At 71.8% G+C, this 21,612-nt stretch carries 15 protein-coding genes and 1 tRNA gene; 3 read left to right on the forward strand and 13 right to left on the reverse strand.

Annotated features, from left to right (window positions below; genetic code table 11):
- Window positions 1-111: 111 nt before the first annotated feature.
- The 4 genes from IE198_RS05725 to IE198_RS05740 form a co-directional block, all read right to left on the reverse strand.
- Complete coding sequence (locus IE198_RS05725) at window positions 112-1,524, reverse strand: Cys-Gln thioester bond-forming surface protein (protein ID WP_229833758.1); 1,413 nt, start codon at window positions 1,522-1,524, stop codon at window positions 112-114.
- 256 nt (window positions 1,525-1,780) lie between these two features.
- Window positions 1,781-2,224 (reverse strand): single-stranded DNA-binding protein, encoded by a 444-nt coding sequence (locus IE198_RS05730; protein ID WP_189883288.1) that lies wholly within the window; start codon window positions 2,222-2,224, stop codon window positions 1,781-1,783.
- Between the two features lie 119 nt (window positions 2,225-2,343).
- A complete protein-coding gene (locus IE198_RS05735) occupies window positions 2,344-4,155 on the reverse strand; it encodes a YfjP family GTPase (RefSeq protein ID WP_189883289.1) in 1,812 nt (603 codons plus the stop codon).
- A 6-nt stretch (window positions 4,156-4,161) separates the two neighbouring features.
- Entirely contained in the window at window positions 4,162-5,775 is a 1,614-nt protein-coding gene (locus tag IE198_RS05740; RefSeq protein ID WP_189883694.1) for a dynamin family protein, read from the reverse strand.
- Between the two features lie 304 nt (window positions 5,776-6,079).
- On the opposite strand from IE198_RS05740, the gene IE198_RS05745 reads away from it, so the two are divergent.
- A tRNA-Arg gene (locus IE198_RS05745) sits at window positions 6,080-6,152 on the forward strand.
- A gap of 527 nt (window positions 6,153-6,679) precedes the next feature.
- Here the strand turns inward: IE198_RS05745 and IE198_RS05750 are convergent.
- Window positions 6,680-7,225: a flavoprotein gene (locus IE198_RS05750; RefSeq protein WP_189883696.1), complete on the reverse strand. Its 546-nt coding sequence runs from the start codon at window positions 7,223-7,225 to the stop codon at window positions 6,680-6,682.
- A gap of 492 nt (window positions 7,226-7,717) precedes the next feature.
- On the opposite strand from IE198_RS05750, the gene IE198_RS05755 reads away from it, so the two are divergent.
- Complete coding sequence (locus IE198_RS05755; RefSeq protein ID WP_229833759.1) at window positions 7,718-8,419, forward strand: DUF4142 domain-containing protein; 702 nt, start codon at window positions 7,718-7,720, stop codon at window positions 8,417-8,419.
- 287 nt (window positions 8,420-8,706) lie between these two features.
- On the opposite strand, the gene IE198_RS05760 is transcribed toward IE198_RS05755, so the two are convergent.
- The 5 genes from IE198_RS05760 to IE198_RS05780 form a co-directional block, all read right to left on the reverse strand.
- Window positions 8,707-9,207, reverse strand: a complete 501-nt coding sequence (locus tag IE198_RS05760) for a MarR family winged helix-turn-helix transcriptional regulator (protein ID WP_189883700.1) — start codon at window positions 9,205-9,207, stop codon at window positions 8,707-8,709.
- A gap of 491 nt (window positions 9,208-9,698) precedes the next feature.
- Window positions 9,699-10,172: an anthrone oxygenase family protein gene (locus IE198_RS05765; protein WP_189883291.1), complete on the reverse strand. Its 474-nt coding sequence runs from the start codon at window positions 10,170-10,172 to the stop codon at window positions 9,699-9,701.
- Window positions 10,173-10,277: 105 nt separating this feature from the next.
- The gene (locus tag IE198_RS05770; RefSeq protein WP_189883293.1) at window positions 10,278-11,885 is read right to left on the reverse strand and encodes a vWA domain-containing protein; all 1,608 of its coding nucleotides are present in this window, start codon (window positions 11,883-11,885) and stop codon (window positions 10,278-10,280) included.
- A 150-nt stretch (window positions 11,886-12,035) separates the two neighbouring features.
- Window positions 12,036-12,923 (reverse strand): ABC transporter permease, encoded by an 888-nt coding sequence (locus IE198_RS05775; protein WP_189883297.1) that lies wholly within the window; start codon window positions 12,921-12,923, stop codon window positions 12,036-12,038.
- Window positions 12,920-15,691 (reverse strand): alpha/beta fold hydrolase, encoded by a 2,772-nt coding sequence (locus IE198_RS05780; protein WP_189883301.1) that lies wholly within the window; start codon window positions 15,689-15,691, stop codon window positions 12,920-12,922. Before IE198_RS05780 ends, IE198_RS05775 begins: the two co-directional genes overlap by 4 nt.
- 351 nt (window positions 15,692-16,042) lie before the next feature.
- On the opposite strand from IE198_RS05780, the gene IE198_RS05785 reads away from it, so the two are divergent.
- Window positions 16,043-17,233, forward strand: coding sequence for a S8 family peptidase (locus tag IE198_RS05785; protein ID WP_189883303.1), 1,191 nt, complete (start codon window positions 16,043-16,045; stop codon window positions 17,231-17,233).
- A gap of 128 nt (window positions 17,234-17,361) precedes the next feature.
- Here IE198_RS05785 and mmsA read toward each other — a convergent pair whose 3' ends face one another.
- From mmsA to iolB, 3 genes are read right to left on the reverse strand one after another with little or no spacing between them, the layout of a single operon-like run.
- Window positions 17,362-18,864, reverse strand: coding sequence for a CoA-acylating methylmalonate-semialdehyde dehydrogenase (gene mmsA, locus IE198_RS05790; protein WP_189883306.1), 1,503 nt, complete (start codon window positions 18,862-18,864; stop codon window positions 17,362-17,364).
- A gap of 14 nt (window positions 18,865-18,878) precedes the next feature.
- Window positions 18,879-20,786 (reverse strand): 3D-(3,5/4)-trihydroxycyclohexane-1,2-dione acylhydrolase (decyclizing), encoded by a 1,908-nt coding sequence (gene iolD / locus IE198_RS05795; protein ID WP_229833760.1) that lies wholly within the window; start codon window positions 20,784-20,786, stop codon window positions 18,879-18,881.
- The gene (iolB, locus tag IE198_RS05800) at window positions 20,783-21,607 is read right to left on the reverse strand and encodes a 5-deoxy-glucuronate isomerase (protein ID WP_189883311.1); all 825 of its coding nucleotides are present in this window, start codon (window positions 21,605-21,607) and stop codon (window positions 20,783-20,785) included. The genes iolD and iolB overlap by 4 nt, the downstream gene beginning before the upstream one ends.
- Between the last annotated feature and the right edge of the window lie 5 nt (window positions 21,608-21,612).

Raw genomic sequence — 21,612 nt, forward strand, 5'->3', positions numbered from 1 at the left:
CGGTCCCGCCTGTGGGGCACGGTCCTGCGCGCGGCCGGGACGGAAAGGGGCCCGGCACGTCCCCGTCCCGGACCCCTCCTCAGCTCACTGTCACCGTGAGCAGCGCTGCCGTCACTCGCCCGCGGTCGTCTTCTTCTTACGGAAGAAGAACACCGCGCCGCCGCCGACCAGCACCAGCGCGAGCGCGATGCCCGCGATCATCGGCGTGGCGCTGGAGCCGCCCGTCGCGGCGAGGTCGCCCTCGAGGCCCGCGGAAGTGCCGCCCGCCGAGGCGGGGCTGGGCTGCGGCGACGGTGTCTCGGTGCCCGGCTCCTGAGGCGCGCTCGCGGTCTTGCAGTCCAGCACGCCCTTGAAGTTCTTCTTGAAGCCGCCCGGCCCGATGATCGTGAAGTCGTATGCCTGGTCCTCGGCGACCGGCACCGTCACGGTTCGGGACGCCCCCGCCTCGATGGTGTGCTCGAAGCCGGCCAGCGAGAAGGTGAACGGGGCGTCACCCTTGTTGCCGGCCGTGATGTCCACGCCGCCCTTGGCGCAGTTCTTCTTCGCGGACAGGGAGGGGATGGCTCCCGCCTTCGCCCAGGTCGCCGTGGCCTTCGCGGAGACGGTGGACTGGCTCGATCCGGCGAGGATCTGCGTCTGGCTCTTGGTGGCGCTGGCGAACGCCCGTCCCACCGGCACCGACAGGCTCGCCTGGACACCGAGCGCGGCCGTTCCGTCCGCGGCGTCCTCGGGGACGTCGAAGTACAGCTTGCTGCCGTCGGCGGCGGAGGTGACCGGCTTGCCGGCCTCGTCCGTGATCTTGATACCACTGGCCGCCGCGTCGGCCGGCGGCGTCACCGCGACCTCACCGGCGTCGGTGCGGACCGTGACCGGGCCGAGCCGCCCGCCCGGCTTGCCGGAGACGGCGTTCGGCTCGAGGCTCAGCGAGGCCTTGGGCTCGGCGAGATCCTGGGCGGACTTCTCCAGCCAGTCGGCGAGCTTCTCGGCCTGCGGGTCGGACGCCGTGACGTCTGCGCCGTCGGAGAACCTCCAGATGGCGACCTGGGTGCCGGCAGCGGCGGTCCTGTCCGTGAGCGGGCCACCGAGCTCCGCCCTCTTGGCCAGTGCGGCGAGGTCGTTCACCTGGGGGAAGGAGTGCTGAAGGATCCAGCGGATCTTGCCCGCGTTCTCGTTGTCGTTCAGCGACGTCTGGTCCCAGGGGGTCTCCAGATACTTGGCCTGGTCCTGGGTCGGGTTGTGGATGTCGATGCAGTAGGTCTGCAGCTGACCGCCGCCGTCGACCGTCATCTCGAAGAGACCCGCGAGGATCTCCTGATCCTTGCCGTCGGTGTGCAGCACCGCCTCGTCGTACGTCTGCAGCCCGTCGAGCGTGGCGACCGCACCGCCCTGGTGCTGGAGCGCATCGTCGGCGACGGCAGCGCCAGCTCCGGCTATGGAGCCGACGGCCATCAGACCGGACGCCACCGCCACGGCTGCGAGACGACGAGCGGCGCGCCGCCTGCGTGTGGCAGACGCAGAGAACACAGCAAACACAGCAGAATTCCCCTCCGGGCGAGACCTTTCGCGTGTGACGCGTGGGGGGAGTGTCTCGCCAGCAGACTCATGTGCCCCGTGAGTACGCGGGAATCCTATGGACGGCGCGCAGCCCGATCCCCGGTCATGCCATCAGATAACCATTCCGACTCAAAATCGTTATCCTGCCGGTCAGTTCACACCCTGATCGCCCGCTTTCCCACCGGTCCCGTCGACGACGGAATCGTCCCGGTCATCTCAACTGCCTTCAGCGCGCGGCCGCTACGGGTTCCGGCCGCGCCCTGGCCTCACCGTCCAGCACCGCCGATCCCCGCTCTGCCAGGTCCGACCGACTCCTGACCACTCGACGGAAAGCCGAGGTCCCGCGGGTCAGATCGTGTCCCACCGCCAGCGCGTCGATGTCCACGAACGTCCGCCGTCTGCCGTCCGCTTCCTCCTCGCGCACCTTCAACCGGCCGTGCACGAGCAGCGGTTCCCCCACCGAAACGGAACCCGCGAGATTCTGTGCGAGCGACCGCCAGGCGAAGACCGTGTAGAAGCTCGTCGGCCCGTCCGTCCAGTTACCGCTCCGGCGGTCCCACCGCCGCGACGGCACCGCGAAACGGAATCGCGCCATCCCCCCTGTGGCCGTTTCCCGGTACTCCACATTCGTGGCGACATTGCCCACCACCGTCACCGTGGTGTCGTTCATGACGGTCACCTCCCCGTCCGACTGCATTTGCCCGATCACTGCGACCGGTCTCCATGCTGGACCGGACGGAGAAATCCCGCCGACGCCTGTGGACGAGCACACCGATGTGGACAGCCCCGTCACCCGATACGGGTACGCACCCCTCCCGGCACGGCCCCGGGCCCCGGCTTCGTCGAACCGGAGACCGCCGCGTACTGCTCCCGCACCTCCCGGTACCGCATGAGCTCCGCCGCGATCGGATCGAGGACCTTCGCCCGCCCGCATCCGGCCGCGGCCTCGTGCAGGCGCCGGCAAGCGTCCTGCCCGTACCGTCTCGCGGGCCCCCTCGTCGCCGCCGCGCACGCCCACTCCACCAGCGGCCCGCCCACGATCCCGGCGAGCATCACCAGCACCGGCGGGACGAGCCCCGGCTCCAGTACGCCGACGATCTGGCCCACCAGCCACAGGCCGCCGAAGATCTGCAGCAGCGTCATCGACGCCTGCGCAAGGACCGCGGCCGGCCACCACGCGGGCCGCAGCGGCCGCCCCTTGGTCTCCGCCGCCTCACGCGCCGCCAGTTCGTCCAGCGCCTCCGGAAGCCCCTCGGCCCCCCGGACGGCCGCTTCCCGTACCGCCTGCCCCCATGGCGCGGGCAGCCCGTGCGCGGCCTCGTCAGCGACGGTACGGACGGCCTGCTCGACCCGCTGACGTGCGGTCGGCTCCTCCTCCGTGGGCGCCGGCGGCTCGGCCGACGCGGCCCCCGGCATGCGCTTGCGCTCGTACCAGCGCCACAGCCGAAGCCATGGCGTACCACACGCCCGACCCGCGTTCCTGCGCCACTCGCGCTCCGCCGCCTCGCCTGCCGCCGTCGCGCCGATCGCCTCGGCGAGGCGCGCCGAGAAGTCCTCACGTGCCCGCTCGTCCAGGCCGGTCCGGCCGTCGGCGACGTACACGGACCGCAGCTTCGCCGCCGCCGCATCGACATCGGCGGACAACCGGCGCGCCGCCGCGCTGCGCTCCTGCACGAACGCCCCGATCATCTCCCGCAGTTCGCCCACACCCTCGCCGGTGAGCGCGGAAAGCGCGAGGACGGTGGCGCCCGGCTCGCCGTGCTCCCCCAGCGCAATGCCGTCCTCGTCGAGAAGCCGCCGCAGATCGTCCAGGACCTGGTCGGTGGCCTCGCCCGGCAGCCGGTCGATCTGGTTGAGCACGACGAAGGTGACCTCCGCGTGCCCGGCGAGCGGCCGCAGATAGCGTTCGTGCAGGGCCGCGTCGGCGTACTTCTCCGGGTCGACGACCCAGATCACCGCGTCGACCAGGGCCAGCACCCGCTCCACCTGCTCCCGGTGCCGTACGACGGCCGAGTCGTGGTCCGGCAGGTCCACCAGTACGAGGCCGTGCAGCTGCTCGTCGCCGTCACCACCCGCAAGCGGCTTACGCCGCAGCCGCCCCGGGATGGCGAGCCGGTCGAGCAGGCCCGCCGCCCCCTCCGACCATGTGCAGGCGATCGGCGCGGACGTGGTGGGCCTGCGCAGCCCGGTCTCGGCGATGCGCACCCCGGCGAGCGCGTTGAACAGCGCCGACTTGCCGCTTCCCGTCGCACCGGCGATGGCCACGACGGTGTGGCGGGACGAGAGCCGCTGGCGCGCCGCGGCCTCGTCGAGCACGCGCCCGGCCTCCGCGAGGGTCTTCCCGTCGAGCCGGGTCTGCGACAGGCCGAGCAGTTCACGCAGCGCGTTGAGCCGATCCCGCAGCGGGCCGCAGTACGTGCCGCCGATGGGCAGGTGGTCGTCGCCCGCCAGAAGGCTCCCCTCCGGAGGCCCGTCACCCTCCCCGTCCGCCGTCTCGCCCCCCGTCCCGCCGGTCTCGGGCCGCCCGTCGGCGCGGCGCGCGATCAGGCCGTCGTCCCAGCGGTCACCGGTCTCGTTCTGGTCGTCGGTGATGGCGGTCACCCGCGGTCACCTCTCCTTCTGCAGTAGGGACAGCGCGGCGATCAGCTCGGCCTGCGGCTCCGGGCCGACCTCGAGCGCGTCGAGGGGGGCGAGGCGCCGCTCCCGCTCGCCGTTCAGCACCTCGTCGATGTACGTCGTGGCCAGCTCGCTGCCCTTGTCGCGCAGCCGCAGCGCGCCCTGCGCCCCGATCCGCTCGGCGAGCCGCTCCCCCGCGCTCCGCGCCCGCCGCCCGCCCAGAAGCGACGCGGCCAGCAAGGCGGCCACGGTCTCGGGGTCGGGCGCGGCGTTGCGCTCCATGCCCCGCACCTCCTCCTCCGCCAGCTCCTCGAGGACCCGGCGCCAGCGGCGTACGGCCATACCGATCCGCTCCCCCACCTCCAGGTCACGCCGTCGGTTCAGCGGGACGGCGGCCGCCGCGGGCTCGCGCCGCCAGGCGTTCTCGACCTGCTCGTCGGCGGCGGCGACGGCGCACTGCAGCAGGGCCGACAGGCTGGCGACGAGCGAGTCCAGCAGCTCGCCGGCCGAACTGTCGCGGGGGTAGCCGCGCCAACGCGTCCGCGCGTCCCCTGCCAGCACGGCACCGGCACGCAGCTGCCTGCCCACCCGTTGGCGCTCCGTCTCGTACGCCTCTTCCACCGCGGTCGTGAGCCGTACGGCCGCCGCGTACTGGGCGGCGACGGCGCTCGCGAGCTCCGGCATCCGCACATTGAGTGAATCGATCACCCCACCGGCCGTACGGGCCATGGCCTGCTGACGCGCCGCCGGGTCCTGCGCCCGGTGGGCGAGCCAGGCGAACAGCGCCGCGACGGCCGTGTTGGGCAGCAGCCCGTTCGAGCCACCGGCCGACTCGGGCAGCTCCGGGATGGTGAACCGCGGCACCTCGCCGAGCCCCGCCTTGGTCAGCAGCGCCGCGTACTGCCGCGACACCTCCTCGATCACCTGGTGCGGCACCCGGTCGAGCACGGTGACCAGCGTGGCGTTGTACTCCTTGGCCGTACGCAGCAGATGCCATGGCACGGCGTCGGCGTAGCGCGAGGCTGTCGTCACCATCACCCACACGTCGGCGGCGCAGATCAACTCACCGGCCAGCAGCCGGTTCTCGACGACGAGCGAGTCGATGTCCGGCGCGTCGAGCAGTGCGAGGCCGCGCGGCAGGGAGGATGCGGTCTCGATCCGCAGCGCCTTCTCCTCCACGGCGGCCCGACCACCCGTCCTGCGGGGCAGGGGCTCCTCCTCCAGCTCGTCCTGCGGCGGCAGCCAGACGCGCGTGAACTGCGGCAGCACCCGCTTCCCCGCGAACCAGTGGTGGTCGTCGGGGTGACACACCAGCACCGGCGTACGGGTGGTGGGCCGCAGCACCCCCGCCTCGCTGACCCGCCGCCCCACAAGGGAATTGACCAGCGTGGACTTACCGGCCCCCGTGGACCCGCCGATGACCACGAGCATGGGCGCTTCGGGCTCTTTGAGGCGAGGTACCAGATAGTCGTCGAGCTGGGCGAGCAGTTCGGCCCGCGTCTGCCGCGCCCGTGGCGCGCCGGCCAGCGGAAGCGGTAGACGCACGGCGGCGACACGGTCGCGCAGGGCGGAAAGTGCGTCGATCAGCTGAGGCCGTGCATCCAAGGTCACCACAAGCGAAGAATGCCCAATTTTGGAGGCTTTTTGAAGCGTATGACGATCTCTGCGCGCCGATCCGACAGACGGGACACATGGGGCGAGTGGGACGCAGGCATAACGAGTGCACAACACCCTGCGGCGCGAGACGTCAAAAGCGATGCACGAATCGCGCCTGCCTGCGATTATCGGTTCGCTTCACCGAACCTCCACATCGTGCCACGCAGGTGAAGCAACCGGGCCAAGGCGATCGGAGCCCTATCCTTGTGCCCAGCAAGGTCAAGGACCACCCGAGTGGGTCTCCAGGCCACCGGCCCCCGTAGCTCAGTGGATAGAGCAGGCGCCTTCTAAGCGCTTGGCCGCAGGTTCGAGTCCTGCCGGGGGCGCACACCGCGCACCACCGAGAGGCCCTCCACCCCGGAGGGCCTTTTCGCTGGTCAGAGGCACCCTAGCGGGCGGGGCGTAGCGGAGACGTAAGCGCCGGACCGCCCTCGGGTGATCACGAGGGGCATCCGGCACTGTCCGGCTGTCACCGGGTTCCTGCTGGTGGCCCTGTCGAATACGTGTCGAAGTTTCACGGGGCGGGTCAGCGATCTTGCGTCAGGCCGGGAAGGTCTCCCCCGCCTCGCCGCCGCCGAGGCCGGGGGAGACCCGAGGCGCAGCGAGCGCAGGTTGCGAGCAGGACCGGCACGCCGTTGCCCGCCCATTCGACGACCTGCGCCGACGGGATGCCGGCGTTGCGCCGGTCCTTGAGCCCCCTACCTCGTGGACCTTCCCACGCGCCCGTCCACTGCTTCCCACCTCCGGCTGCGCGGGGCCGAACAGCAGTTCGCCCCACTGGTCTTCGCCGTCCGGCAGCCGCGCATCCATGACGCGCTTGACCACGGCGCTTCCTCCGGCCGGCCCCGGGGCGTCAGCTCCGGCGCCGGCTCGCGGCAGCAAGGAGATCCAGGGCCTCCTGCCAGCGGAAGCGGTCCGTGCCACCGCCGCCCTCGGGCCGGTACGAGCCGATCAGGACGCCCATCTCCCGGAGACGTTCCAGGCTGCGCGGATAGGCGGGGTGGGCGGCCTGTGCGGCGCTCAGGCAGGGGAGGGCAATCGTCGGGATGCCGCAGCCGTAGGCCTCGCACAGAATGCCCAGGGCGAGCGTGTCGGAGATCCCGGCGGCCCACTTGTTGATCGTGTTGAAGGTCGCCGGGGCGACCGCGATGGCGTCGGCCGGGGGCAGCGGCCGTGGGTCGCCCGGTGCGCGCCAGGCCGAGCGGATCGGGTAGCCGGTCCGGGTCTCGATCGCTTCGGCGTCGATGAAGCGGAGGCCCTGGGGCGTGGCGACGACGCCCACGTCCCAGCTCTGTTCCTGTGCGGCCGTGATCAGTTCGCCGACGTCGCCGGCTATCTGGGAGGCGCAGACGACGACGTAGAGGAACGGCTTCTTCGGCGGTTCGGGCTGTGCGGACAGTCCGGGCTGCTCGGTCACGCGGGGACTCCTGGTCAGCGGGTGGAGCAAGGGGGTTCGGGCAGCGTACGGCCCGCTGGACGACCGGGTCTCGTGCGACGAGGACTTCGTCTTGCACGGGGCACGGGAGTCGGCGCCACCACGGAGCGCACGATGCTGGTCGCTCTACCGCCGGCTCCGCCGCCGCGGTTCGCCGGGGCGGTTCCGTGCCGTCGGCCAGGGTTACGACCACGAGCTCACGGCGCCGGCCTGCGGCTACGGGTCGATGGCGCGGACTGCCCCGCCTCGACGTACCGGCAGAAAGGTCCTGCGCACAACCGTGCGCAGGACCTTTCGCCTTGCCCGCAGCCGATGCGTCGGGCCGTACGGACTGCGCGGGTTGAACACCCCGGCGCTCGGGCCCGTACTCCCCCTTGCGTGCCGTGCCAGCCGCGACATCAGCTCCCCGAGCGCCCTTCAGCAACTGTTCTCTCCATGCCGAGCCGGGAGGCATCCATGCATTCGAATCGACGCGCAGCACGTTCCGGGGTCTCGATGCGGGTCGTCGCAATCGTCACCGCCGCCGTGGCCGTGGTGGCCCTTGTGATCGTCTCGCTCCAGACGGGAAGCGGAGAGGCCACCGCCGGTACCGCGGCGGCGGGCGGGTCCGCGCAGCACGGTGCCGGACATGCGGGGGCCGGATACTCCGGTGCGACCGCCGCGGAGGCCCAGGGGCCGCAGAAGGTGACCGAGGTGGACCGGACGTTCCTCGTGAAGGTGCGGCAGGCCGGACTCTGGGAGATACCCGCCGGGCGACTCGCTCAGACGCATGCCTCCAGCGAAGCCGTGAAGCGGGCCGGACTGCACCTTCTCGACGGTCACAGCAAGCTCGACCAGCTCGTCCGCGAGGACGCCAAGATCCTGGGTGTGGAGCTTCCCAATGAGGCCACCGCGGAACAGCAGGGCTTCGTGACGCAGATGGAGAACGCCCAGGGCGCCGAGTTCGACCGGCTCTTCGCAAACCTGCTGCGCTCCTCGCACGGCAAGATCTTCGCCACGATCGCGGAGGTCAGGGCCTCCACGCAGAACGACCTGATCCGTCGTCACGCACGCCAGGCGAACCAGACGGTGCTGGACCACATGGAGGTCCTCGAGGACACCGGGCTCGTCGACGCGGCGACGCTCGCGGAGGTCGAGGCCGCGGTGGCGCCGAAGTAGTGCGACCGCCCCGTGCGCCGCGGGCGGGCGAACACCAAGCCGCCGAGGGGAAGTAAATTCCCTTGCACTGTGCAATGCTTCCCGTGGTGGAGGACCCGGCTTCTCGCCGGCCTCTGCCCGGGAGCGGCACTGGCACGGTGACGCAGCTCGACACGGTACGCCGACGAGTCGACCGGGTCCTCCCCGTCCACAGACCGTCCGTACCAGGAACGCCCGCCGTACGGGGCGACGGACATAAGCGCATTCAGGCGCCGGCACTCAGGCGCACGCAGCACCGGGCGGAGCTTTCAGTGCCCGGCGCGCGGGTCCAGGTCCGACCAGCCCAGCGGATACAGCTCGCCGTCCTGGTCGGGGACCGTCGGTTCACCGCCGGCTTCCGTGAAGGCGGCCAGCGCGTCGACGAGTGCGGCCCGCTGCACGGGGTCGAGCCGTTCGACGATGGCGCCGATCTCCATGCGGCGCTGGGCGGTCACGTCCTCGACGATGCGCCGGCCTTCCCTCGTCAGCCGCAGCACCGTCTCACGCCGGTTGTCCGGGTTGACCTGCCGGTCCGCCAGGCCCGCAGCGATCAGCCGGTCCATCATGCGCATGGCCGTCGACGGGTTCACGCCGAGCCGGTCGGCGAGCGCGACGAGCTTCGCGGGCCCTTCCAGCGAGAGCACCACCAGCAGCCGGAACTGCGGCAGCGTCACTCGGTCCTCCACCGCGGCGAGCGAGCGTGCGGAGAGGGCGACGAGCAGTCGGGACGCGGTCAGCACCGCACGGGTCACCGCGTCGACGTCGTCCATCCCCCGTGAGGAGTACGAGGAGTGCGCTGGTTCGGTCATTTCTTCTTTGTATCGTGCGCCGGCCTCGCACCCCACGGCGACCTCGCAGCAGGCGCCCCGTCCGGCTCACGACTCGGGGCGCCGCCCTCCTCTGGCACGGCGGTAGCGGATCAGCGGCATCGCTGCGTCGTCGTGCGGCGGCACCTGCGTCGAGGCACAGGCGGGGCGGCGGCGGCCGCGGCCGGGCTCGGCCACAGGACGCCAAACGGCGGGCGTGCCGGTCGGCCGACACCCCGCCGACTGCGAACGCCGCGGAGGAACCCGGCGGTTCGGGCGGATCAGCAGCCACGCCCCGGCCCGGGGGAGAGAGCGGTCGAGCAGGGCGAGGACGAGCCCGAACGGCCGGGGGTCCGGATGGGGTGACACGTCCAGAGCCCGGCGTCGAGCAGGTCGGGCCGCCGCCCGCGGCGGGCCGGTTCTGCGGCCCTCGGGACCCGTCGCGGCCCGCCCATTCACGGCACAGCGGCCCAGACGACACATGCGAAAGCGGCGAGTGCAAGGAGGGTGCGGACCAGGTGGAAGGCGTTCCACCGGGACTCGAAGGCCGCCCGGGCGTCCCGGTCGGGCACGGGCGGGGCCGCATTCTCCGATGCCGCGAGGGCGTTGTTCAGCGGGACGTTGCCGGCGGCGGTGATGAGATGGCCGGCGATCGCGCAGACCAGCGCGGCGAGGACCAGCCACCGGTCGGCCGTTGTCCGGCCTTCGACCGGGACGAAGAGGGCGGCGGCCGGGAAGCCGACGGCCCCCAGGAAGACCAGCAGGAACGTGGCGCGCGGCACCTTCTCGTTGATGCGCCGCATGGCGGCCGTGAACTGCTCGTCGGACAGGCGCGCAAGAGCGGGCATGATGCCGGTCAGGAAGATCAGGTAGAAGCCCGCGTACAGGCCCGTGGAGACGACGGCGAGTGCGAGCAGCGGGGTGGCCATGCCTTCATGATGGCGTGACGCGAAGGGTGACGTGCCGTTGTTTCATGTGTGGGCGGCGGTCCGGGGTCGGTCGACGACGGCCCCGGACCGCTCGCCCGCGAGGCCTCAGTCGCCCGACCGCCGGTGCGCCTGCCCGATGGCGTCCGCCAGTTCGCCGACCGCGTCGTCCTCCGTCTCCTTGGCCAGCGCCCGTGCCCGGTCCTCCAGTGCGGCCAGGCCAGGGGCGCCCGGCATCGAACCGCCGCGCAGCGACTCGGCGAAGTAGGCCGCGACCGCGGTGATCTGGAGCCGCATCGACGGCGCGCCCCACAGGGAGCCGTCGATCGAGTCGGTCTCGACCGAACCGCTCTCCTCGTGCGGCGCCCGCGTCCTCGGGTCGAGCCAGCGCACGGTCGCGGTCGCGACATGGCCGCTCGCGCCTTCCCTCAGGCGCACGGCGTAGAGCGCGGTGACGGTGTGGCCGGGGCCGACCTCGCCGCCGTCCACCCGGTCGTTGCGGAAGTCCCCGTCCGCGACCTCGCGGTTCTCGTAGCCGATGAGCCGGAACTGCTTGACGGTCTGCTGGTCGAACGCGACCTGTGCCTTGGCGTCCCGCGCCCGCAGTTCGATGTGGCGGGGCAACTGGTCGACGAAGACCTTGCGTGCCTCCTCCTCGGTGGACACGTAGGTGGTGTGGCCGTCGCCCTTGTCGGCGAGGCGTTCCATCAGGTCGTCGCCGTAGTCACTGCCGACGCCGATGCCGAACAGCGTGATGCCGTGGTCCCGTCGGGCGTCTTGGATCCGTTCGAGGATGGCCTCGGCCTCCGTCTCGCCGGTGTTGGCGAGGGCGTCGGACAGCAGCACCACGCGGTTGGTGGCGCCCTTCCTGCGGCCTTCGACGGCTTCGTCGTAGCCGGTTGTGACGCCGGCCTCCACGTTGGTGGAGTCGGTTGGCTCCAGTTCGTCGACGACGGAGTGGATGCGGTCGCGGTTGCCGTCGAGGCGGGTCATCGGCAGCCGGGTCTCCGCCTCGCCGCTGAAGGTGACGACGGCGACCGAGTCGTCGTCGCGCAATTGGTCGGTGAGGGTGCCGAGGGACTTCTTGACGAGGTCGAGCCGGCCGGGTTCGGACATGGAGCCGGAGATGTCGATCACGAAGGTGAGGGCGGCGGGAGGCCGGTCCGCCTCGCGGTCCTCGGCCCGGGTGGAGAGCCCGACGCGGACGAGGGACCAGTTGTCGCCGTCGTAGTCGGGGGTGTCGCCGCCGGAGGCCTTGATCTCGCCGTCGGCGCCGGCGTTCGGCCGCGCCCCGTCGACGGTCACGGAGAAGCCGTTGCCCCCGGGCCGCGGATAGTCCTGGCGGAAGCTGTTGATGAACTCTTCCGGCCGGACCTGCCTCTGCGCCGGCATGCCGCCCTCCTTGAGGAGGCGGCGCGTGTAGTCGTAGGAGGCGGTGTCCACGTCGAGGGCGAAGGTGGACAGGTAGTCGGCCGGCGGCGCGAAGTCACGCTTCTCCTCGCCGCTCTCGTCGCCCTCACGGCTCGGCGCGCCCTTGCCGCCGTCGGGCAGGACGGGCTCGGGCGCGCCGTCGGGCCGCCCTCCGTCGTAGCTCGAGTCGGTGGCCTGATTGTCGGAACCGGCCCCGCAGCCGGCCGTCAGCAGTACGCCACCGGCCAGAACGGCCGCCACGACTGCCCTGCCCCTCCTCGAACCGGTCCCTGTACGGAACTTCATCCGGTCTCCCCCTCGGGTCGTCGGCACTTGTGAATGTGACGTCCCAGGTGGCCGGAAGGAGCAGTCGAAGGAGTTGCGGAAGGGTCTCGATGCGGCAACGGGACGGGGCTTTCGCCCCCTACGCCCCGCTCTGCCCTTACCCCCGCTCTGCTAGGACACGATGTCCTTACGGGCGAAGTTCCGGAAGGCGAGCGCGAACAGCACCAGCGCGTAAGTGACGGACACCGACGCGCCCTTGAGCATGCCGCTCCACTCCAGCTGCGGCTGCAGGGCGTCGATCCAGGCGAACTGCCAGTGCGCGGGCAGCGCTTCGCGCCAGCCGCCCAGCGCCGTCACCGCGTCCAGCACATTGCCGATGATGGTCAGGCCGACGGCGCCGCCGACCGCGCCCAGCGGGGCGTCGGTCTTGGTGGACAGCCAGAAGGCCAGAGCGGCGGTGACCAGTTGGGAGACGAACACGAACGCCACGACGAGACCGATCCTGGCCAGTGTGTCGCCGGCCGCCAGCGATCCGCCGGTGGGCAGCTTCAGCGGCCCCCAGCCGTAGGCGATCGTGCCCGAGATCAGCCCGACCAGCGGCAGCAGCAGCATCGCGGCGGCGCTGAAGCCGAGCGCCACGGCCAGCTTCGACCACAGCAGCCTGGTACGCGGCACGGGAGCGGCCAGCAGATAGCGAAGGGAGGACCAGTTGGCCTCGGAGGCGACCGTGTCGCCGTGGAACAGTGCCACCGGCACCACCAGCAGAAAGCCGGCGGACACGAACAGGCAAGTGGCCGCGAAGTTCGCGCCGGAGGCGGTGGCGGTGTCCATCAGGGTGATCCGGCCGCGTTCCCGGCCGTCCGGGGTGCCTCCGATCGCGAAGGCCGCGATCAGGACGAGCGGCAGCGCGCCCAACACGGCGGCCATCACCAGTGTCCGGCGGCGCTTCAGCTGCCTCACGGCCTCCACCCGGAGCGGAAGAGTGTGCCGGGCACGGTAGCCGGGGGCGGACTCGACGAGCACCGCGCTCGGCGTGCCGGTCTCCACGGGCGCGCTCATGCGGAACCTCCGATCAGGGTGAGGAACGCGTCCTCCAGGCGGCGGTGCGGGCCGACGCCCGTCAGGGGCACGTCCAGCCGCACCAGTTCGGTGATCAACTCGGTGGCGGTGGCTCCGTCGAGCCGTACGAGCAGCCCTTCGTCCGCACGCGCGGCCGAGCCGATCCCGGACAGTGCCGCGATCTTCTCGACGACAGGTTCCGCCACCTCGCCGTCGGTGGTGACGAGCAGAGTGTCGCTCTCGCCGGTGATCTCGGCGACCGGCCCGGCCTGCACGAGCCGGCCGCGGTCCATGACCACCAGATGGGTGCAAGACTGCTCGACCTCCGACAGGAGGTGGCTGGAGACGATGACGGTCCGGCCGCCCGCGGCGTAACGGATCATCACGTCCCGCATCTCGCGGATCTGCGGCGGGTCGAGCCCGTTGGTCGGCTCGTCGAGGATCAGCAGGTCCGGCATGCCGAGCATGGCCTGGGCGATGGCGAGCCGCTGCCGCATGCCCTGCGAGTACGTGCGCACCGCGCGTGCCAGCGCGTCCCCGAGGCCGGCGATCTCCAGGGCCTCCTCGATGTGTGCGTCGGCCGCGGGACGGCCGGTGGCCCGCCAGTACAGTTCCAGGTTGTGTCGCCCGGACAGGTGCGGCAGGAAGCCCGCGCCTTCGACGAACGCGCCGACCCGGGAGAGCACGGGCGCGCCCGGTTTGATCGCGTGGCCGAAGACCCGGATCTCGCCCGCGTCGGGCCGGATCAGGCCCATCAGCATGCGCAGTGTGGTCGTCTTGCCGGCGCCGTTGGGGCCGAGGAGGCCGAGCACCTGGCCCTTCTCGACACGGAAGGACAGGTCCCGCACGGCGTACCGGTCGGCCGACTTGGCGTACCGCTTGGTCAGATCGGTGATCTCCAGCGGCACGTCGGCGCGCGCGGGGTCGGGGGCCGGTGCGACGGTGCGGCGTCGGGCGGTGAGCAGCAGGGCCCCGGCCACGACGACGCCTGCGGCGGGCAGCGCCCACACCCACGGGGGCAGGCCGGCCGCCTGGCTCCGCACGGCGGGCGCGGTGGGCACGGAGAGCTGTCCGGCGAGGGAGACCGTGTAGGTGGCAGGAGTGGCCGGGGAGGCGTAGGCGAGGTCGGTCGCCGAAAGCACGAGACGCAGCCGGTGCCCGGCGTCGACCTCGTGGTCCACGGCCGGCAGGGTCAGCTCGACCTCCTTGCCGGCCTTCGCGTCCTCGATCCGGACGGGGGCGACGAGCTGTGCGGGCAGCACCTGCTGCCTGCCGTCCGGTCCCACGTCGTAGACCTTGCCGAACAGCACGGCCTCGCCGCTGTCGGAGGTCACCTTCACCCTGATCGTGGGCGAGCCGGTGACACGCGTGGCGGTGTCGAGCGGCCCGGACTCGAAGCCCGCGAACTGCCCGGGGAAGTCCAGGGACAGACCGACGCCGAGCGAGGAGAGCGCGCCCGCGCCGCCGCTGAGGCCCGGGACGGCGGAGATGGCGGGCGGCGTGCCGCCGGCCGGGTTCGAGAAGCGCTGTTCGCGGCCGGTCAGCGTGAACTGCCGGGCGCCGTCGGTGAGACCGGGATAGGCGGGGCCGGTCGCGCCGCGCAGCAGCGCCTGGCCGTCGGTGGAGTCGACGCCGCCGGTGCGGCTGACACGGAAGGCGGGGCCGGTGCCGGCGCCCTCGTCCTGCTTCAGGTACCGGTCGAACCAGTCGCCGATGCGGGCCTCGATGCGGCCGGTCTCGCGGTCACCGCCGTCGTGGCCGCCCGCGATCCAGTCGACGGCGACGGGTGCGCCGTTGGCACTGATCGTCCTCGCCATGGCGTCGGCGTGGGAGAGCGGGAACAGCGAGTCGGACTGGCCCTGCACGATGAGCGCCGGCACCTTGATCCGGTCGCCGACGGCGGAGGGGCTGCGGCTTTCGAGAAGCTTCCGCGCCTCTGCATCGGGTTTCCCGGCGACGGCGACGCGTTCGTACATGGCGCACAGCGCCGGCTGGAAGCTGCCGCACCCGTCGGGGTTCACGGGCGCGACCGCCGGCGCCCCGGTGCCCCTGGCCGCCTCAGCCTGTCCGGCGGGCGCGTCGGGCGCGGGCGGCTCGGCGGGGGTGTCCGGTTCGGCGGACGGGCGGCCTCCCGGCGCCGTGCCGCCCATCGAGGCCGTCGAGCCGGTCGAGAAGAAGATTCCGGCCCACAGCTTCTTGAAGACGCCGTCGGGGAAGAGCGCGTCGGCGAGGTTCCAATAGGTGATCTGCGGTGCGATCGCATCCACCCGCCGGTCGTACGCCGCGCCCAGCAAGGAGATCGCGCCGCCGTAGGACGAGCCGCTCATGCCGACCCGCGGGTCGCCGTCCGCGTCGAGCTGCACCTCGGGCCGCTGCGCCAGCCAGTCGATCAGCCGGGAGACGTCGTTGACCTCTTTGTCCGGGTCGTTGATTCCGATCTGTCCGGTGGACCGGCCGAAGCCACGGGCCGACCAGGTGAGCACCGCGTAGCCGTCGCGGGCCAGTTTCTCGGCCTGCTCCCGGACGTCGTTCTTGCTGCCGCCGAAGCCGTGCCCGAGGAGGACGGCAGGGCGACGGCCGGCTCCGCCGCTGGTGAAGTACGAGGTGTCGATCTCCGCCCCGGGCATGCTGTGCACCCGGTCCTCGCGGTGCACGGCAGGCGCGGAGTCGTCGGCCACGGCGGTCCACGTACCGGCGCCGGCAAGGACGGCGAAGGCGGCTACGCCCGCGAGCAGGCGGCCCCGCGGCCGGGGGGTTCGGATCTGCATGGTTGAAACCCTAAGCGCACGACGGCCGGCCGTCGGCTGCCGCCAGGTGGAACCGGTACGCCTCCTCGGGTAGTACACGACGCCGGCCTTCTACACCGGACGCGGTAGACGCCGGAACGCAGACTCCGAGCCAGGCCGTGGCCCGTACGGGACATTTGGGACCGTGACAGGAGGCACACAAGATCCACACTCCCTGAAACCTGCTCAGCAGGGGTACTTATCCGGCCAGTTACTCATCAGTCGCCCTCCTGTGGCGCAGGTCACATAACGGGGCTCTGGCCCTGGTATCCGCACGTCCTGGCACCATGCACGCCCGTACTTGCCCGTAACAACCGGTCAACGAAAGGTCAGGTGCACGAGATGAGAGCCACTGCCCGTCGCGCCGGGGCGCTGATATCAGCAGTCGCCGCCGCGACCGGTCTCCAGTTCGCCGTCTCCCCCACCGCGCACAGCGCGATCATCGGCGATCTTCGTCTCGCTCCCACTGCAACTGCCATCCCCAACAGCTGGATCGTCGTTCTCAAGGACGGCACGACCCGCGCCGCAGATCTCGGCGTCACTCCGAAGCACACCTACAGCAACGTTCTCTCCGGCTTCTCCGCCGCGATACCGGCCGCCAAGGCGAAGGAGATCGCGGCCGACCCGAGGGTCGCCTACGTCGAGCAGAACTCGACGGTCCGGCTGAACGACAGCCAGGCGAACGCCACCTGGGGCATCGACCGCGTCGACCAGCGCGATCTGCCGCTGTCGAAGACGTACACCTACAACACGTCGGCGTCGAACGTGAACGCCTACATCATCGACACCGGCATCCGCACGTCGCACGGCGAGTTCGGCGGACGGGCGCGCGTCGGCACCGACACGGTGGGCGGCGGCCAGAACGGCCAGGACTGCCAGGGCCACGGCACACATGTGGCGGGCACCGTCGGCGGGAAGAACTACGGCGTCGCCAAGGCCGTCAACCTCATCGCCGTACGGGTCCTCGACTGCAACGGCTCCGGCACCACCGCCGGTGTCATCGCGGGCGTCGACTGGGTCACCGCCAACGCACAGAAGCCCGCCGTGGCCAACATGAGCCTCGGCGGCAGCGCCAGCGCGTCGCTGGACAACGCCGTGAAGAAGTCGATCGCCTCCGGCGTCAGCTACTCCGTCGCGGCCGGCAACGGCCTGCCGCTCCTGGGCATCCCGGCGAACGCGTGCAACTACTCGCCCGCCCGTGTCCCGGAGGCGATCACGGTCGGCGCGACGGACCGCACGGACCGCCGCGCGTCGTTCTCCAACTACGGCACGTGCCTGGACCTGTTCGCGCCGGGCGTGGACATCACCTCGGCCTGGAAGGACAACGACACCGCCACCAGCACCATCTCGGGCACGTCGATGGCGACCCCGCACACCGCGGGCGTGGCCGCGCTCTACCTCTCGGCACACCCGACGGCCACCCCGGCGCAGGTCCGGGACGCCCTGGTGAACAACGCGACACCGGGCAAGGTCCAAAGCCCGATGACCGGTTCGCCGAACAGGCTGCTGCACTCGCTGTTCTAGCCGATACCGGGGCTCCCCCGAGGGAGCCGACGCCCGAGGGGCCCCGCATCCGCCGTGTCCGGCGGGTGCGGGGCCCCTCGGGCAATCGCGCGCGGTGGCGGCCCGACGGCCGCGCACCGCCTCACGCGTCAGTGGTTGCGGGGGAAGCCCAGGTCCACGCCCACCGGGGCGTCGGCGGGGTCGTGCCAGCGGGTGGTGACGACCTTGCCCCGGGTGTAGAAGTGCACACCGTCGTTGCCGTAGATGTGGTGGTCGCCGAAGAGCGAGTCCTTCCAGCCACCGAAGGAGTGGTAGCCCACCGGCACGGGGATCGGCACGTTCACACCGACCATGCCGGCCTCGATCTCCAGCTGGAAGCGGCGCGCCGCACCGCCGTCACGGGTGAAGATGGCGGTGCCGTTGCCGAACGGCGAGGCGTTGATCAGTGCCACGCCGTCCTCGTACGTCTCCGCCCGCAGCACGCACAGCACCGGGCCGAAGATCTCGTCGCGGTAGGCGTCGGAGTCGGTGGAGACCTTGTCGAGGAGGGAGAGGCCGATCCAGTGGCCGTCCTCGAAGCCGTCGACGGTGTACCCGGTGCCGTCGAGGACCACGTCCGCGCCCTGGGCGGCCGCGCCGCTGACGTAGGAGGCGACCTTGTCGCGGTGGGCGGCGGTGATCAGCGGGCCCATCTCGGACGTGGGGTCGTTGCCCGGGCCGATCTTGATCTTCTCGGCGCGCTCGCGGATCTTCTCCACCAGCTCGTCGGCGACGGAGCCGACCGCGACGACCGCGGAGATCGCCATGCAGCGCTCGCCCGCCGAGCCGTACGCAGCGGAGACGGCCGCGTCGGCGGCGGCGTCGAGGTCGGCGTCGGGCAGGACCAGCATGTGGTTCTTCGCACCGCCGAGCGCCTGGACCCGCTTGCCGTTGGCGGAGGCGGTGGTGTGGATGTAGCGGGCGATGGGGGTCGAGCCGACGAACGAGACCGCGGCGACGTCCGGGTGCTCGAGCAGCGCGTCCACGGCGACCTTGTCGCCGTGGACCACATTGAGCACGCCGTCGGGCAGACCGGCCTCCGCGGCCAGCTCCGCGAGGAGGTTGGCGGCGGACGGGTCCTTCTCGCTCGGCTTGAGGACGAAGGTGTTGCCGCAGGCGATGGCCAGCGGGAACATCCACATCGGCACCATCGCCGGGAAGTTGAACGGGGTGATGCCGGCGACGACGCCCAGCGGCTGACGGATCGCGGCGACGTCGACCCGGTTGGAGACCTGGGTGGACAGCTCGCCCTTGAGCTGGGTGGTGATGCCGCAGGCGAGTTCGACGATCTCCAGGCCGCGGGCGACCTCGCCGAGTGCGTCGGAGTGCACCTTGCCGTGCTCGGCGGTGATCAGGGCCGCGATGTCGTCGCGGCGCGCGTCCAGCAGGGCGCGGTAGCGGAACAGGACCGCGGTGCGCTGCGCGAGCGAGGACGTGGACCAGGTCGCGTACGCCTCCCGCGCCGCGGCCACGGCCGCGCCGACCTCGTCGACGGAGGCGAGGGCGACGCGCGTGGTGACGGCTCCCGTCGCCGGGTCCGTGACCGGGCCCCAGTTACCCGACGCCCCTTCGACGGTCTTGCCACCGATCCAGTGGTTGACGGTCTTCGTCATGACGAAATGCTCCTTCAGAGATGGCGGCGTCGGGTTGCGGCCTGCCTGTCGTACTCCTCCCGGGCCTTGACCGCCGACGGGCGAGTCGCGGTCTCGGCCACTGGAACATCCCACCACGCCTGTGCTCCGGGCGCGCCCGACACAGTGTCTGCCGTTTCGGTCTCGACGTAGACACATGTGGGTCCGTCCGCGGCGCGGGCCTCCGCCAGTGCTTCCCGCAGGTCACGCACGCTGCGGGCGCGGAGGACCCGCATGCCGAGGGACTCGGCGTTGGCCGCGAGATCGACGGGCAGCGGGGCACCCGTGAAGGTGCCCTCGGCGGTCCGGTGCCGGTAGGCGGTGCCGAAGCGCTCGGAGCCCACCGACTCGGAGAGGCCGCCGATGGAGGCGTAGCCGTGGTTCTGCAGGAGCACCATTTTGATCGGCACGCCCTCCTGGACGGCGGTGACGATCTCGGTGGGGTTCATCAGGTACGTGCCGTCGCCGACGAGGGCCCACACGGGACGGCCGGGGGCGGCCAGGGAGACGCCGATGGCGGCCGGGATCTCGTAGCCCATGCAGGAGTAGCCGTACTCGACGTGGTACTGGTCGACCGACCTGGCGCGCCAGAGTTTGTGCAGATCGCCGGGGAGGGAGCCGGCGGCGTTGATCAGGATGTCGTCGGGCGTCACCAGGGAGTCCAGTGCGCCGAGGACCTGCGGCTGGGTGGGGGGCACCTCGGGGTCCGGGGCGGTGAAGGCAGCGGTCACCCGCCGCTCCCAGGCCGCCTTTGCCTCGCCGTACTCCGCTGAGTACGCGGCGCCGACCTGATGGCCCTCGACGGCTGCCGTGAACTCCTGGAGCGCGGCGCGGGCGTCGGCGACGAGGGAGAGACCGGACATCTTGTGGGCGTCGAACGCGGTGACGTTGATGTTGACGAAGCGGACCTGCTCGCCCTGGAAGAGGGTCGAGGAAGCGGTGGTGAAGTCGGACCAGCGGGTGCCGACGCCGATCACCAGGTCCGCGCTGCGTGCCAGGTCGTCGGCCGTGGCGGTGCCCGTGTGGCCGATGCCGCCGATGTCGCAGGGGTGGTCGTACGGCAGCGATCCCTTGCCGGCCTGGGTGGAGGCGACCGGGACACCGGTCGCGTCGGCGAAGGCCCGCAACGCGTCCTGCGCCTCCGAGTGGTGGACTCCGCCGCCGGCGACGAGCAGGGGGCGGCGGGCTGCCCGCAGGGCGGCTGCGGCCTGCGCCGTCGCACGGGCGTCGGGGCGCGCCCGGGGGATCTGCCAGGTGCGCTCGGCGAAGAAGTCCTCCGGCCAGTCGTACGCCTCCGCCTGCACGTCCTGCGGGAGCGCGAGCGTGACCGCGCCGGTCTGCGCCGGGTCGGCGAGGACGCGCATCGCCTGGAGCGCGGCCGGAACGAGTGCTTCGGGGCGGGTGATCCGGTCGAACCAGCGGGAGACGGGGCGCAGACAGTCGTTCACCGACACATCGCCGGCGTACGGCACTTCGAGCTGCTGGAGAACGGGGTCGGCGGGGCGGGTGGCGAAGGTGTCGCCGGGGAGCAGCAGGACGGGGAGGTGGTTGATCGTGGCGAGGGCGGCGCCGGTGACCAGGTTGGTCGCCCCGGGGCCGATGGAGGTGGTGACGGCGTGGGCGGCCAGCCGCCGGGACTGGCGGGCGTAACCGACGGCCGCGTGCACCATGGCCTGTTCGTTGCGGCCCTGGAGATAGGGCATGTCCTCGGCGGATTCCAGAAGTGCCTGGCCGACGCCCGCCACATTGCCGTGGCCGAAGATGCCCCAGGTGGCGCCGATCAGTCGGTGGCGCCGGCCGTCGCGCTCGGTGTACTGGCGGGAGAGGAACGCGACGAGGGCCTGGGCCGTGGTCAGCCGCCGGGATCCCGTCGGCGCCGAGCCGGCCTGTCGTGGGGTGGTCACCGGTAGCCCTCCGTGTGGTCGGGGTGGAAGCGGATCAGCCACTCGCGCTCGGCGCCGGGGCCCGCCATCACATTGAGGTAGTACATGGTGTGGCCCGGCTCCGCGATGGACGGACCGTGCCAGCCGTCGGGCACGAGGACGGCGTCGCCGGTGCGGACCTCGGCGAGGAGGTCGGCGCCGCCCGGGCGGGACGGGGAGATGCGCTGGTAGCCGAGGCCGCCGCGGTCGATCTCGAAGTAGTAGATCTCCTCGAGTTCGCTCTCCTCGCCGGGGCGGTGCTCGTCGTGTTTGTGCGGCGGGTAGGAGGACCAGTTGCCACCGGGGGTGAGCACCTCGACGGCGATCAGCCGGTCGCACTCGAAGGCGCCGGCGGCGGCGAAGTTGTGCACCTCGCGGGAATGGATGCCGCTGCCGCGAGCCTCGACGGGTACCTCCGGCGCGGGGCCGTAGCGAGCGGGGAGTCGGCGCTCGCACCTCGCTCCTGCCAGGGCGAAGCGGCCTCCCGCGCCGGAGGCGATCTGGGCATGGGCGTCGCGCGGCACATAGGCGAAGTCGCTCACTGTGTCGAACACGCTCTCCCGCCCCTGCAGTTCAAAGATCTCGCCTTGCGTGTGCACGGTGCAACCGCCGGTGAGCGGCAGCACGATCCACTCGCTGTCGCCGGCTGTCAGCGGATGCGAGCCGCCCGGCTCCAGCTCGAGCACCCGCAAGGCGGAGTAGCCCCAGCCGGCCCGCCCGGGGCTGATGCTCAAGGCGTACGGAGCGCTCGCGGCGCTGCCCGCGGGAAGGTGGAGACCCTGCGGCTTGTCGTTGTCTTCCATGCGTC

The sequence above is a fragment of the Streptomyces xantholiticus genome (assembly GCF_014651015.1).
GTDB classification, from domain to species: Bacteria; Actinomycetota; Actinomycetes; order Streptomycetales; family Streptomycetaceae; genus Streptomyces; species Streptomyces xantholiticus.